The 14,032-nt window shown below is 63.9% G+C and carries 13 protein-coding genes and 2 pseudogenes; 6 read left to right on the top strand and 9 right to left on the bottom strand.

Features of this window, described 5'->3' with window-relative positions; translation table 11 throughout:
- Positions 1 to 8: 8 nt before the first annotated feature.
- From mrdA to ACQVLG_RS11535, 4 genes and pseudogenes are all read right to left on the bottom strand, one after another.
- Positions 9 to 1,980: pseudogene (gene mrdA / locus ACQVLG_RS11550) on the bottom strand (penicillin-binding protein 2).
- A 12-nt stretch (positions 1,981 to 1,992) separates the two neighbouring features.
- The gene (gene mreD, locus ACQVLG_RS11545) at positions 1,993 to 2,505 is read right to left on the bottom strand and encodes a rod shape-determining protein MreD (RefSeq protein WP_035824494.1); all 513 of its coding nucleotides are present in this window, start codon (positions 2,503 to 2,505) and stop codon (positions 1,993 to 1,995) included.
- The gene (gene mreC, locus ACQVLG_RS11540) at positions 2,502 to 3,548 is read right to left on the bottom strand and encodes a rod shape-determining protein MreC (protein WP_474294628.1); all 1,047 of its coding nucleotides are present in this window, start codon (positions 3,546 to 3,548) and stop codon (positions 2,502 to 2,504) included. The genes mreD and mreC overlap by 4 nt, the downstream gene beginning before the upstream one ends.
- A gap of 108 nt (positions 3,549 to 3,656) precedes the next feature.
- A complete protein-coding gene (locus tag ACQVLG_RS11535) occupies positions 3,657 to 4,700 on the bottom strand; it encodes a rod shape-determining protein (protein WP_010393186.1) in 1,044 nt (347 codons plus the stop codon).
- A 351-nt stretch (positions 4,701 to 5,051) separates the two neighbouring features.
- Between ACQVLG_RS11535 and gatC the strand changes: the two genes are divergently transcribed.
- The 6 genes and pseudogenes from gatC (at position 5,052) to ACQVLG_RS11505 (ending at position 11,360) form a co-directional block, all read left to right on the top strand.
- Positions 5,052 to 5,354 (top strand): Asp-tRNA(Asn)/Glu-tRNA(Gln) amidotransferase subunit GatC, encoded by a 303-nt coding sequence (gatC, locus tag ACQVLG_RS11530; protein WP_076568266.1) that lies wholly within the window; start codon positions 5,052 to 5,054, stop codon positions 5,352 to 5,354.
- Between the two features lie 53 nt (positions 5,355 to 5,407).
- Positions 5,408 to 6,904 carry an Asp-tRNA(Asn)/Glu-tRNA(Gln) amidotransferase subunit GatA gene (gene gatA / locus ACQVLG_RS11525; protein WP_474294625.1) on the top strand — a complete coding sequence of 499 codons (1,497 nt, stop codon included), beginning with the start codon at positions 5,408 to 5,410 and terminating at the stop codon, positions 6,902 to 6,904.
- 49 nt (positions 6,905 to 6,953) lie between these two features.
- Positions 6,954 to 8,418, top strand: a pseudogene (gatB, locus tag ACQVLG_RS11520) (Asp-tRNA(Asn)/Glu-tRNA(Gln) amidotransferase subunit GatB).
- 190 nt (positions 8,419 to 8,608) lie between these two features.
- Positions 8,609 to 8,992, top strand: coding sequence for a BlaI/MecI/CopY family transcriptional regulator (locus ACQVLG_RS11515; RefSeq protein ID WP_474294623.1), 384 nt, complete (start codon positions 8,609 to 8,611; stop codon positions 8,990 to 8,992).
- Between the two features lie 94 nt (positions 8,993 to 9,086).
- Positions 9,087 to 10,238: a M56 family metallopeptidase gene (locus ACQVLG_RS11510; RefSeq protein ID WP_474294621.1), complete on the top strand. Its 1,152-nt coding sequence runs from the start codon at positions 9,087 to 9,089 to the stop codon at positions 10,236 to 10,238.
- 84 nt (positions 10,239 to 10,322) lie between these two features.
- On the top strand, positions 10,323 to 11,360 hold the full coding sequence (locus tag ACQVLG_RS11505) for an oxidoreductase (protein WP_474294619.1): 1,038 nt from the start codon (positions 10,323 to 10,325) through the stop codon (positions 11,358 to 11,360).
- A 19-nt stretch (positions 11,361 to 11,379) separates the two neighbouring features.
- On the opposite strand, the gene ACQVLG_RS11500 is transcribed toward ACQVLG_RS11505, so the two are convergent.
- The 5 genes from ACQVLG_RS11500 to ACQVLG_RS11480 form a co-directional block, all read right to left on the bottom strand.
- Positions 11,380 to 11,844, bottom strand: a complete 465-nt coding sequence (locus ACQVLG_RS11500) for a carboxypeptidase regulatory-like domain-containing protein (protein WP_474294617.1) — start codon at positions 11,842 to 11,844, stop codon at positions 11,380 to 11,382.
- Positions 11,845 to 11,903: 59 nt separating this feature from the next.
- A complete protein-coding gene (locus ACQVLG_RS11495; RefSeq protein ID WP_230541626.1) occupies positions 11,904 to 12,095 on the bottom strand; it encodes a YqaE/Pmp3 family membrane protein in 192 nt (63 codons plus the stop codon).
- 95 nt (positions 12,096 to 12,190) lie between these two features.
- On the bottom strand, positions 12,191 to 12,487 hold the full coding sequence (locus ACQVLG_RS11490; RefSeq protein ID WP_474295625.1) for a serine aminopeptidase domain-containing protein: 297 nt from the start codon (positions 12,485 to 12,487) through the stop codon (positions 12,191 to 12,193).
- Positions 12,445 to 13,068 (bottom strand): alpha/beta fold hydrolase, encoded by a 624-nt coding sequence (locus ACQVLG_RS11485; protein WP_474294615.1) that lies wholly within the window; start codon positions 13,066 to 13,068, stop codon positions 12,445 to 12,447. The genes ACQVLG_RS11490 and ACQVLG_RS11485 overlap by 43 nt, the downstream gene beginning before the upstream one ends.
- A 21-nt stretch (positions 13,069 to 13,089) precedes the next feature.
- A complete protein-coding gene (locus ACQVLG_RS11480) occupies positions 13,090 to 13,983 on the bottom strand; it encodes a LysR substrate-binding domain-containing protein (protein ID WP_077399388.1) in 894 nt (297 codons plus the stop codon).
- Between the last annotated feature and the right edge of the window lie 49 nt (positions 13,984 to 14,032).

Genomic DNA, 14,032 nt, shown 5'->3' with positions numbered 1-14,032 from the left:
GTGCTTCCTTATTGCCTGGCAGGCGGCGCCGGGGCGGCCTGCTCGTCGGTGATTTCTTCCAGGGTGCGCACTTCGTCGACATCTTCCTTGGGCACCTTGGTGGTGTCCTTTTCCTTGTCGCTCGGGCGCTTGCCCAGCAGGTAGTAGTCGAGCGCCTTGCGCGCGATCGGCGCGGCCACGCCGGCGCCGAAGCCCGCGTTTTCCACCACGATGGCAATGGCGATGCGCGGCTTGTCGGCCGGCGCGAAAGCCGTAAACAGGGCATTGTCGCGCAGGCGTTCGGCCAGCAGCTTGGCGTTGTACTTCTCGTTTTTCTTGATGCCCACCACCTGCGCCGTTCCCGTCTTGCCGCCCACCGTGTACTGCACACCGGTGAAAATGCGCGCGGCCGTGCCACCCTGTTCGCTCGTCACGCCCACCATGGCGCGCTTGATGATGTCGATGTTTTCCTGCTTGAGCGCGATGCGGTAGCTTTCCTTGGGCACCGTCAGGGTGCGCGCGCGCGTGCTGGCGTCCTCGATGATCTTCACCAGATGCGGTTTCATCACCACGCCGTTATTGGCCAGATTGGCCGTCGCGTGGGCGATCTGCAGCGGCGTATACGAGTTGTAGCCGGAGCCGTTACTCACCGAAATCGTGTCGCCGCCCACCCATTTTTTCTGCTGCGGGGTCTTGAAGCGGTTGCGCTTCCATTCCGTCGACGGCAGCACGCCCGTCTTTTCATTATTCAGGTCGATGCCCGTCAGCTGGCCGAAGCCGAACGGCTTCATGAAGTCGTGGATGGCATCGATGCCCATGTCGCGGCCCAGCTGGTAGTAATAGGTGTTGCACGAGACGACGATGGACTTGTGCATGTCCACCGTGCCATGGCCGCCCACCTTGTCGTCGCGGAAGGTGTGGCCGCCGAGGATGAAGAAGCCGGGATCGGAAATCGCCTGGCTCGGCGTGCGCTTGCCCAGTTCCAGCGCAGCCAGCGCCATGAAGGGCTTGAAGGTCGAGCCGGGCGCGTAGGTGCCCGACAGGGGGCGGTTGACCATCGGCCGGTCCAGCGAGGTATTGAGTTCGTTCCAGCTTTGCTGGTCGATGCCGTCGACGAACAGGTTCGGGTCGTAGCCTGGCTTGGAGACGTAGGCGAGGATGTCGCCCGTGGCCGGGTCGATGGCCACGGCCGCGCCGCGCCATTCGCCGAACGCTTCCTCGACCACCTTCTGCAGTTCGATGTCGATCGACAGGATCAGGTTGTTGCCGGGGGTGGCCGCCGTGCGCGACAGGGTGCGCATGGCGCGCCCGCCCGCCGACACTTCCACCTCTTCATAGCCGGTGGTGCCATGCAGCTGCTTTTCGTAGCTTTTTTCCAGGCCTTCCTTGCCGATATGGTCGGTGCCGTTGTAGTTGGCCGCGTCCTCGCCCTCTTCCAGCGCCTTGGCCTCATTGCGGTTGATGCGGCCGATGAAGCCCACCACGTGCGAGGCCACCTCGCCCATCGGATACTGGCGGAACAGGCGCGCCTGCACTTCCACGCCGGGGAAGCGGAAACGCTGCGCCGTGAAGCGCGCCACTTCCTCGTCCGTCAGGCGCGTGCGCAGCGGCACGCTGACGAAGTTCTTCGATTCTTCCAGCAGCTTCTTGAAGCGGCGGCGGTCCTTGACGTCGATCTGCACCAGGGTCGACAGCTCGTCGATCACGGAATCGAGGCTGGCGCTCAATTTCGACGGCGTGATTTCCAGGGTATAGGCCGAGTAATTGCGCGCCAGAACCACGCCGTTGCGGTCGAGGATCAGGCCGCGCGTGGGCACGATGGGCACCACGGCGATGCGGTTGTCCTCGGCCTTGGTAGCGTAGTCCTCGTGCTTGATCACCTGCAGCCAGATGAAGCGCGCCAGCAGCAGCGAAAAGCAGACGAAGACGAGCGCGCCCCAGGATGGTCAGGCGCATGCGGAAAAAATGCAGTTCGCGCTCGGTATTTTTCAGTTCGGTCATGGCAGGCGCCCGTCAGATCGGCCGGTTATGGTCGCGGTCCACGGCGCGGCGCTGCGGCGCCAGCAGGATCCACGTCACGAAAGGCCACAGGGCGACGGCGACGAAGCTCTCGATGAAATTGAGCCAGCCGGGGAAACGGCCCGAGACGATCAGCCGCGTCAGCAATTGCAGCGCCTGCGTCAGCAGCAGCAGTGGCAGTACGTGCAGCGCCTGCGTCAGGATGGGGAACCACAGCACGCGGCGGTGCATCATGATGGCGAAATACGACAGCAAGGTATAGGCCAGCGCATTCTCGCCCAGCAGGGTCGAGTCGTGCACGTCCATCATCAGGCCCATGAAGAACGCCACGCCGATGCCGACCTTGCGCGGCTGGTGGATGCCCCAGAAGACCAGCACCAGGGCGACGAAATCGGGCACGCCGACGAATTGCCCCCATGGCAGCAGGTTCAGCAGAAAAGCGCACAGCAGGGAAAAACCGATGAACAGGGGGCTGACCGGCAGCAGGATGTAATGCGGGCGGTTCATCGTGTCGCTTCCTTCGGTGGCACGGCGGCAGGCGCTGGTGCAGGCCCTGCAGGCGCCGCGGGTTTCGGCGCAGGGGTGGCGGGCGGTTTCGCGGCCGGCGCTGTTGCGGCGGCGGCCGCAGGCTCCTTGGCAGGATCCTTGATCGGCGCCATCTTGCCGGCGATCTTGCGGCCCGTCTTGACTTCTTCGGCCGGTGGACGCGGCGGAATCTCGGGTGACGTCATCAGGATGAGCAGCTGGGTGTTGCGCTCGATGCCGGCCAGCGGCTGGCACACGACGCGGCCGAACGGGCCATGCGCATTGCGCTCGACCAGGGTCACGCGCGCCACGGCCAGGCCGGCCGGGTACAGGCCGTCAAGGCCCGAGGTAATGACGATGTCGCCGATCTGGATGTCGGCGCTGGGGGCCGTGAAGCGCAGTTCCATGGTGCCGGACTTGCCGCGTCCGATGGCCACGCTGCGCACGCCGTTGCGCAGCAGCTGCACGGGAATGGCCTGCTCTTCGTCCGTCAGCAAGGTCACTTCGGAGGTGAACGGGAACACGCGCGTGACCTGCCCCACCACACCCAGGTTGTCGATCACGGGGCGGCCCAGTTCCACGCCATGCTGGATGCCGCGATCGAGCACGATCTTGCGCGTGGCTGAATCGCGCGTGTCGTACAGCACTTCGGCCATCATGGTCTTGACGGGCACGCGCTCGCGCGCTTCCATCAGCTTGCGCAAGTGGTTGTTTTCAACGATATTGAGCTGCGCCTGCTGCAGTATCTGCGCCGAGGCGATCTGTTCGTGCTTCAGGTCGCGCACCTGTTTTTCCAGGGCGGACAGCGATGAAAAATAATTGCCGACGCCCAGCGCCACGTCGCGCGGCACCAGGGCCGCCATCTGCACCGGATACAGCACGGTGCCGACCGCCTGGCGCACGGCCGTCAGCGCGTGCATGCGCGAATCGACCAGCAACAGGGCGATAGAAATGCCGGCGAACACCATCATCTTGACGCGGGCGGAAGCGCCTTGTTTGAAAAGTGGCGGAGGACTGTATTCCATGACTTCCAATAATCAGGCCAGGCGCAGTGCGCCAACGTGCAGGCCCCGGTCAGACGCCGGCGCCAAAACCAAAAAAAGGCCGGAATGGTTTCCGGCCCTTCTGTCAGATTATTCGTAGGAGAAGATCGAGCCGAGCTTGTCCATACGTTCCAGTGCCATCCCGGAACCGCGCACCACGCAGGTGAGCGGGTCCTCGGCCACCAGCACCGGCAGGCCCGTTTCCTCCATCAGCAGGCGGTCCAGGTCGCGCAGCAGTGCGCCGCCGCCCGTCAGCATCATGCCTTTTTCGGCGATGTCGGCGCCCAGTTCCGGCGGCGTCTGTTCCAGCGCGTTTTTCACGGCCGAGACGATGTTGTTCAGCGGGTCGGTCAGCGCTTCGAGGATCTCGTTGCTGGAAATGGTGAACGAACGGGGGATGCCTTCGGACAGGTTGCGGCCCTTGACTTCCATTTCCTTCACTTCCGAGCCAGGGAAGGCCGAACCGATGGCCTTCTTGATGGCTTCGGCCGTCTGTTCGCCGATCAGCATGCCGTAGTTGCGGCGAATGTAATTGACGATGGCTTCATCGAACTTGTCGCCGCCGACGCGCACGGAACCCTTGTAGACCATGCCGCCCAGCGAGATGATGCCCACTTCGGTGGTGCCGCCGCCGATGTCGACCACCATCGAGCCGGTCGCTTCCGACACGGGCAAGCCCGCGCCGATGGCCGCTGCCATCGGTTCCTCGATCAGGTACACCTGCGAGGCGCCGGCGCCCAGGGCCGATTCGCGGATCGCGCGGCGCTCGACCTGGGTCGAACCGCACGGCACGCAAATGATGATGCGCGGCGATGGACGGAAGAATTTCGAGTCGTGCACCATGCGGATGAATTGCTTGAGCATCTGCTCGGTCACGGTGAAGTCGGCGATCACGCCATCTTTCATCGGACGAATCGCTTCGATATTGCCCGGCACCTTGCCCAGCATCTGCTTGGCTTCCTTGCCGACTGCCTGAATGGTCTTCTTGCCATTCGGACCGCCTTCCTGGCGGATGGCGACGACGGATGGCTCGTCCAGGACGATACCGAGGCCGCGCACATAAATAAGGGTGTTGGCCGTGCCCAAGTCAATGGCCAGATCGGTGGAGATATACCTGCGTAAAAAACCAAACATGAGTGTCCTGTAGCGCATCGAGCTGCGCAAAAGCTGTTTATGGGGAGTTTCAAAGCGGGCGCTTTCAGGCACCCTGAAAATCCATGAAGGCGATTTTTCCGGGTTTCGCTTGGCGCTTGCGCAATCTTTTCTATGCTGCGGCAGCGGTCCATCAGCGCCGGCAACGCATTAACCCGCCATTCTACCTTATAATTTGAATGCGATTTGCTCAAAAACCATGGAAAAGTGCGACTCTTGCAGCCGCGAGTTACGCGGCATTCCTCGATTTTTGTGAGCAAAATAGCAGTAAATACCCGCGTTTTATCAAAACGCCAACTTAATACTAATGCGCGGCACTCCGCGCCATTCGCCATGTCCCTGACACTCTCCGACGTAAAACGCATCGCCCACCTGGCCCAACTTGAAATGGCCGACGACCAGGCCGTCACGTCTTTGGCCCAATTGAACAAGATTTTTGCACTGGCCGAGCAAATGCAAGCCGTCAATACCGATGGCGTGGCGCCCCTGAGCCACCCGCTGGCCGCCCACATGGACAATATCGCCCTGCGCCTGCGCGAGGACGTCGCCACGGAAACGAATCGCCGCGACGCCTACCAGGCCGTGGCACCGAAGGTACAAGATGGCCTGTATCTCGTGCCCAAGGTTATCGAATAAACACGCCGTTGCGCCGTTCCCGCCTTCTTGCCGAATATCAAAATAGAAACGCCATGCATACAAAATCCATCAAACAGCTGTCCACGCTCTTGCAGAACAAGGAAATTTCCGCCGTTGCGCTGGCGACGCATTTCCTCGACCGCATCGCAGCGGACAACTCGAACGCCTTTTTGCACGTCGACCGTGCGCAGACCCTGGCGCAAGCAGCTGACGCCGACGCGCGCATCGCCGCCGGCACGGCCACGCCATTGACGGGCGTGCCGATCGCGCACAAGGACTTGTTCGTCACGAAAGGCTGGCGCACGACGGCCGGCTCGAAAATGCTGGCCAACTACGCCAGCCCGTTTGACGCCACCGTGGTGGAAAAATTCCAGGCGGCCGGCATGGTCACCCTGGGCAAGGTCAACTGCGATGAATTCGCCATGGGTTCCGGCAACGAGAACTCGGCCTTCGGCGCCGTGCGCAATCCGTGGGACAAGACGGCCGTGCCGGGCGGCTCCTCGGGCGGCTCGGCCGCCGCCGTCGCGGCCGGCCTGACGCCAGCGGCCACCGGCACCGATACGGGCGGCTCGATCCGCCAGCCGGCCGCCTTCTGCGGCATCACCGGCATCAAGCCAACCTACGGCCGCGTGTCGCGCTTCGGCATGATCGCCTTTGCCTCGTCGCTGGACCAGGGCGGCCCGATGGCCCGCTCGGCCGAAGACTGCGCCCTGCTGCTCACCGCCATGGCCGGCTTCGACGAGCGCGACTCGACCAGCCTGTCGCCGGAACAGGGCGGCGTGGCGGAAGATTTTTCGCGCGACCTGGAGCAACCCCTGACTGGCTTGCGCATCGGCGTGCCGCGCGAGTACTTCGGCGAGGGCCTGGCCAAGGACGTGGAAGCAGCCGTGCGCGGCGCGCTGGCGCAGTATGAAAAGCTGGGCGCCACCCTGGTCGACATCTCGCTGCCGAACACGGCCCTGTCGATTCCCGCCTACTACATGATCGCGCCAGCCGAAGCGTCGTCGAACCTGTCGCGCTACGACGGCGTACGCTACGGCCACCGCGCCACCGAGTACAAGGACTTGCAGGATATGTACAAGAAGTCGCGCGCGCAGGGCTTCGGCCCGGAAGTACAGCGCCGCATCATGGTCGGCACCTATGTGCTGTGCCACGGCTACTACGACGCCTACTACCTGAAGGCGCAAAAAATCCGCCGCCTGATCGCGCAGGATTTCGAGGCCGTGCTGAATGGCCCGAACGCCGTCTGCGACGTCATCATGGGCCCCGTCGCGCCGACCGTCGCGTGGGACCTGGGCGACAAGACGGACGACCCGGTAGCGAACTACCTGGCCGACATCTACACCCTGTCGACCAGCCTGGCCGGCCTGCCCGGCATGTCGATACCATGTGGTTTCGGCGCAGGAGAAAAGAATGGCAAGCGCCCTGTCGGCCTGCAAATCATCGGCAACTACTTTGGCGAAGCGAAGCTGCTGAACGTGGCCCACCAATTCCAGCAAGTGACGGACTGGCATACGCGTGCTCCAGGCAACGCAACGGCCGGCATCTAAGAACAAACGCGCCGCCACTGGCGGCGCCACCAAATTAAGCGAGAACACTATGCAATGGGAAGTCGTCATCGGTCTTGAGAACCACGTGCAGCTCACGACCGAATCCAAAATTTTCAGCGGTTCGCCGATCAAGTACGGCGCCGAAGCCAACACGCAGGCCAGCCCCGTCGATCTGGCGCTGCCCGGCGTGCTGCCGGTGATGAACAAGCAAGCCGTCGACCGCGCCATCCGCTTCGGCCTGGCCGTGGGCGCCACCGTGGCGCCGCACTCGGTCTTCGCGCGTAAAAACTATTTTTATCCCGATTCGCCCAAGGGCTACCAGATCAGCCAGTTCGAGGACCCCGTCGTCATCGGCGGCGCCCTGACCTTCGGCTATGAAAAGGATGGCGAATTCGTCACCAAGACGGTGAACCTGACACGCGCCCACCTGGAGGAAGACGCCGGCAAATCGCTGCACGAAGACTACGCGGGCATGAGCGGCATCGACTTGAACCGCGCCGGCACGCCGCTGCTGGAAATCGTCTCGGAGCCGGAAATCCGCAGCGCCGCCGAAGCCGTGGCCTACGCCAAGGCCCTGCACTCGCTGGTCATGTGGCTGGGCGGGCGTCTGCGACGGCAACATGCAGGAAGGCTCGTTCCGCTGCGACGTCAACGTCTCCGTGCGCCCCGTCGGCCAGAAGGAATTCGGCACCCGCTGCGAGATCAAGAATCTGAACTCCTTCCGCTTCATCGAGGAAGCCGTGCACGTCGAAGTGCGCCGCCAGATCGAGCTGATCGAAGACGGCGGCAAGGTCGTGCAGGCAACGCGTTTGTACGACCCGGACCGCAAGGAAACGCGCGAAATGCGCAGCAAGGAAGACGCCCAGGATTACCGCTACTTCCCGGACCCTGACCTGCCGCCGCTGGTCATTTCGCCCGAGTGGATCGCCACGGTCAAGGCCTCGATGCCGGAACTGCCGGCCGCCATGCGCGCCCGTTTCATCAGCGAATACGCGCTGCCGGACTACGATGCGCTGGTGCTGACGCAGTCGAAAGCCATGGCCACCTATTTCGTCGCCGTGGTCGACAAGGCCGGCAAGGAAAACGCCAAGGCCGCCGCCAACTGGCTGATGGGCGACGTATCGTCGACCCTGAACCGCGAAGGCGTGGACCTGGACGAGGCGCCTGTCTCCGCCGCGCAGCTGGCGGCCATGCTCAAGCGCATCGCCGACGGCACGATCTCGAACAAGGCGGCAAAAGAAGTCTTCGCCGGCATGTGGGAAGCGAAGTCCAGCGACGAGCACCTGGTCGACGCCATCATCGACGCCAAGGGCTTGAAGCAGATCTCGGACTCGGGCGCCCTGGAAGCCATCGTCGATGAAGTACTGGCGGCGAACGCCAAGTCGGTGGAGCAGTACCGCGCCGGCAAGGAAGCGGCCATCAATGCGCTGATCGGCCAGGCCATGAAAGCGTCCAAGGGCAAGGCCAACCCGGCCCAGCTGACGGAACTGCTGAAGGCCAAGCTGGCGGGATAATTTTCACTCGCCCCAAAAAAAGACGCTGCGGCGTCTTTTTTTTCGTCTGAACGATCCGCGCATAAACAAGTTTGTCTAGCTTTTATCCCTTGCCTGAAAGGCGTTTATACGCCACTGAAAATTAAAGTATACATTTTTGTCTACAAGGTTTAATCTAGCCCTATTGAATTTTAGGCAAGAGGAAAACAGCATGGCCAAGACGCACGACATCCCGAAACCGACGGCAGCCGAACTCGATCTGCTGCAGGCGCTGTGGCCGCTGGGTGCGGCCACGGCCAAGCAGGTGCACGAGGCGATGGCGCTGGCCAAGCCGGCCATCACGTATGGCACGGTGCTGCGCCTGATGCAGATCATGCACGGCAAGGGCTTGCTGATCCGCGACGAAAGCCAGCGCTCGCACGTGTATGCGCCGGCGCAGGCGCAGGACAGCCTGCAGACGAATTTGCTCAAGGAATTGATGCAGAAAGCCTTTGCCGGTTCGGCCAAGGCGCTGGTGCTGGCGGCGCTGCGCACGGGCGTGTCGCGCGCCGAACGCGAGGAAATCAAAAAAATTCTCAAGGACGATCTGTCATGAGCGGCTTCGTGCCGGCGCGCTGGGCTGGACCCTGCTGCACTTCCTGTGGCAAGGGCTGCTGATCGGCTGCGCCACGGCGCTGGCGTGGGCGGCCTTGCGCAATGCGCGTCCGGAGGCGCGCTACGCCGTCGGTTGCGGCGCCCTGCTGGCCTGCCTGGCATGGCCGGCGGCGGGCTTGTATCTGCGCCTGGCCGGGGCCGATGCCACGGGCGCCCTGTTCTCCAGCGCCTTGCTGCCCGCCGCCCTGCTGGCGCCCGACAGCCTGCCCGACCTGGACCTGCTGCTGCGCGCCGTCGTCGGTGCATGGGCCTTGTGCGCCGCCGTGCTGGCTGTGCGCATGGCACTGGGCATGCTGTGGATAGCGCGCAGCGTCAGGAACACGGGCACCGCGCATGGAAAACTGCAGACAAGGCTGTCGCGCATGGCGCACGATGCCGGCGTGGCGCGGCCCGTGCGGCTGCACGTGCTCGACAACATCGCCAGTCCGCTCACGGCCGGCATCTGGCGCCCCATGGTGCTGGTGCCCGCGGCGCTGCTCACCGGCATGCCGCCGCACCTGCTCGATGCGCTGCTGGCGCATGAACTGGCGCATATCCGGCGCCACGATTATCTGCTCAACCTGCTGCAAAACGCCATCGAGGCGCTGCTGTTCTTCCACCCTGCCGTCTGGTGGATTTCACGCGGCGTGCGCCTCGAACGCGAACATATTGCAGACGATTTCGCAGCAAGACAACTGGGCGAACCGCGGCGTCTGGCTCTTGCACTCTCGGAACTGGAACGTCTCCAGTTCTCAACCCACCACCTGGCCCAGGCGGCCAACGGAGGAGATCTCATGTCACGTATCAAACGATTGCTGCGCCCCGCACCACAAGCCCTGAACTGGAAGGCGGCGGTGCCGCTGCTGGCACTGGCCGGCGCCTGCCTCGGCATCTACGGCCAGGCCGTCGCCGCCGACAGCGCACCCGTGCTGGAGCGCCGCCCCGTCATCGACTTTGGCGTGTGCGGCAAACCGGTCTACCCGGCCGCATCGCTGCAGGCGAAGGAAACGGGCACGGTCGACATGTCCTTTGATGTCGACGCCACCGGCAAGGTCCAAGGGTCGAGCGTGGTCAAGAGCAGCGGCCATCCGGCCCTCGACGAAGCGGCGCGCACTGGCATCGCCAAGTGCACGTTCAAGCCGGCCCTCGCTGGCGGCAAGCCTGTCAGCGCCAGCGTCAAGGTGCAATACGTCTGGCGCCTGAACTAATGTCTGCGCGGCGGCAGGCAGCAGCGCTGCCGCCGCCGCTTGCGGGTATGATCATGGATTCTTCCACGCACCTGTGAACCCGCCATGAACAAGATCAAAACCGGCCTCGTCGGCTACGGCTTTGCCGGCTCCACCTTCCACGCTCCCGTCCTGTCCGCCATCGATGCCCTGGAACTGGCGGCCGTCGCCTCCAGCAAGCCGGAGCTCGTGCACAAGGATTGGCCGCACGCGACCGTGTATGCGGATGCGGCGCAGCTGTTTGCCGATGCCTCGATCGAACTGGTCGTCATCGCCGCCCCCAACGAGGCGCACTTCAGCCTGGCACAAGCGGCCCTGCAGGCGGGCAAACACGTGGTGGTCGACAAGCCCTTCACCATTTCCAGCTTTGAAGCACAGAGCCTGATCGCGCTGGCGAAAGAGCGCAAGCTGGTGCTCAGCGTGTATCACAACCGGCGCTGGGATGGCGACTTCCTGACCCTGAAAGCGCTGCTGGCACAAGGCACCCTGGGGCGCATCGCCAGCGTCGAATCGCACTTCGACCGTTTCCGCCCCGAGATCCGCCAGCGCTGGCGCGAATCCGGCGCGCCGGGCGGCGGCTTGCTGTACGACCTGGGTCCGCACATGCTGGACCAGGCCATGCAGCTGTTCGGCCAGCCGGAAAAACTGTCCGCCGATATCGCCCTGCAGCGCGATGGCGCGCAAGCCGTCGACTACATGCACATCGTTTTGTACTACGACCGGCTGCGCGTGGTGCTGCAAGCCGGCTGCCTGGTGAAGGCGCCGACGGCGCGCTTCGCCGTGCATGGAGACCGGGGCAGCTTCGTGAAATTCGGCCTCGATCCGCAGGAAGATGCCCTGAAGGCGGGCGGCAGGCCGGGCCAGCCCGGCTGGGGCGTGGACCCCGTGCGCGGCGCGCTGCACCTGGGCACGCAGCCGGACGGTCATTGCGAACACCTCGACATGCAGGCGGGCCGCTACCAGGACTTTTACCAGGGCATGGCCGACGCCATCCGCCATGGCGCAGCGGCGCCCGTGGCGGCCGAGGATGCGGCAGCGACGATACGCCTGATCGAACTGGCGCTGCAAAGCGCTGCCGAAGGGCGCGTGCTCGCGGTCAGCTGATCGGGCTGCCGTCGCAGCATCAAGGCCGGCCCTGGTTCGTTCCCGCCGGCCAGACCAGCTCCACGCGTGCGGAACTGCCCGCCTTGACCTGCACCTTGCGTTCCAGCGTCTTGCCGGCCAGGGTGGCACGCAGGCCGTAGCTGCCCGGCGGCAGTTTCGCCAGCAGGAACGGTCCGCTGGCCGTCATTTCCAGCACCGTAGCGCCCTTGGCGTCGCGTATGTCCAGCTTCACGTCGGAGGCAAATTCCGCCTTGCCCGCCGCTTGCACGGAAAACACCAGACTCAAGGGCCAATGCCGGCTGGCGCTCTTGATGGCGGTCGACTCCTCGAGGCCGATGCCGCCGCTCAGGTATTCCACCGCCCCGCTCTTCTGCACAGGCGGCAAGGCGCTGTCGGTTTGCGCCTGCGCCGCACTTCCCAGCAACAGCCCGGCAGCCAGCATTGCCGCCGCCAGGGTCAAGGTACCGCGTCTGTCTGGTGCCATCTCACTCTCCTCGTGTTGGTTGAATCAAGATAGGAAGCGCAGCTTAGGCCAGCCTTAGGTTAGCGCCGGCGCATGGCCTCGGCGATCTTCTGGTCCGTCTTGAACTGGCTCAGCGAATACACGGCCCAGATCGTCGCTGGCAGCCAGCCGATCAAGGTAATCTGCAGTATCAGGCAAATGATGCCGGCAATGGGGCGGCCGATGGTAAAAAAGGTCAGCCACGGCAGTAACAGGGCAATCAGCAAGCGCATCGTTCGTTCCTTGAGTAAACCCCTGTGCCGCGGGGACCGGGCCGGCATGCGCCGACGGTAAATTCAGTGAATCCGATTATAGCGATACCTGGCCCTCAAGCCTGCACGGGTGCGAGCAGTTTTTCCATCCACGCCAGGATGGCGGCAAAGATCGCCTCGCGGTTCACTTCATTGAAGTTCTCGTGATAGTTGGCCGGGTAAAAATGGTAGTCGAGCAAGCCATCGGGCACGCTGCGCAGCAGGCTTTCCGTGGCGCGGCTATCGGCCAGCTTGTCGTCGCCCGCCACCACGGCGAACAAGGGGAAACGCCAGTCCGACAAGCCGCCCGCCAGCGCCTTTTGCGCCGACGTCAGCGCATGGGCGAAGCGCACCGATGCGGCACTGGCGCGTATGCCGTCGCGCTCGTCCTGGAAGTGGCGCGCGCGGTGATGGTTTGATCGTGCGTGAGCAGCATGGTCAAGTTGCCCAATGGCACTTTCATGGTGGGGAAGCGCTGCGCCAGCCAGCCGGACAACATCTGCAGCACCTTCGGCACGGGTATCGCATTCACATAGTACGGCGACGAAATGATGAAGCCCTTGATGGCCGGATCGCCCGCAAAGCGCCGCAGGCCCAGATGGGTGGCGATCAGGCCGCCCATGGAATGACCCATGACGAAAACCGGCACGCCCGGATACGCCTGCTTGACCCAGGCGAGGAACAGTTCTTCATCGTCGAGGAAGGCCTCGAACGAGGGGATATCGACCTTGCGCTTGCCGTCGTGGCCCACCATGTCGAAGCTGACGGTGGCGATGCCGTGCTGGCGAAAATACAGCGCTGGCGTGACGTAATCGCCCGCATGCGCCATGCCGCCGTGGATGGCCAGGATCACGGCACGTGGCTGTTGTGGCCCTGGCGGCTGCCAGATGTGGATGGGCCGCTCGACCTGGTCGCTGCACCGCAGGCTGGCCATCTTGTCTTCTGAAAAACGCATCGCTGCTCCTGTCATGCCCTGTCACGCCTTCAGGTGATCGATCAACTGGCGCGCATACAGGGGTAATTCACTGAACTGGCGCACGCAAATCGTCAGATTGCGTACCGACCAGGGATCGGATAATTCCAGGCAGCGCAGCGCCATCGTCTGCTGGCAGCGGCTGGCCGCCGCCAACGGCACCACACTGATGCCCACGCCGCTGGCCACCATGCGGCAGACGGCATCAAAACTGCGCAGGCGCACGCGCACCCTCAATGGGCGCCCCAGGCGCGCCGCATGCATGCCCAGGTACTGCTGCATCGCGCTGTCGTCGGCCAGGCCGATGAAATCGTGATCCAGCAGCGTGGAGAACGCGACGACACCATCCCGGCCCAGCGCGCGGTGGTGCACGCCGTCGGCCGCCGCGATGACCACCAGGCGGTCGGGGCGAAACAAAAACGTCTGCAAGCCGCGCATGTCGACCGAATCGGACACGATGCCCATGTCGGCCAGCCCTTCCGAGACGGCCTTGACGATATCGTAACTGAGGCGCTCTTCCAGGTCGATGGTCAGGTTCGGATGACGGTCGAGAAAAGCGCCCAGCGCTTCGGGCAAAAATTCGCTGAGCGCGGCCGTATTGCACAGCAGCCGCAACTGCCCTTTCAAGCCCCGCGCAAATTCACCGAGCTCGCCGCGCATTTTCTCCATTTGCAGCAATACCAGGCGCGCGTGATGCAGCAAGGTCTGGCCCACGGGCGTCGGCTCCACGCCGCGCCGCCCGCGCAGCAGCAAGGGCATGCCCAGCATCTCTTCCATGCCGCGCACGCGCGCGCTGCTCGACGCCAAGGCGAGATGGCTGCGCGCGGCGCCCGCCGTCAGGCTGCCCGCTTCCACCACGTTGACGAACAGCTGCAAGTCGACCAGATCAAAACGCATGACAGCCCTCCTTTTTCGCCATCTTACCAGCCTTCGTATTTTACTGAGG

The sequence above is a fragment of the Janthinobacterium sp. TPC_1 genome (assembly GCF_056037845.1).
This window is presented reverse-complemented; position numbering and strand designations above follow the sequence as displayed.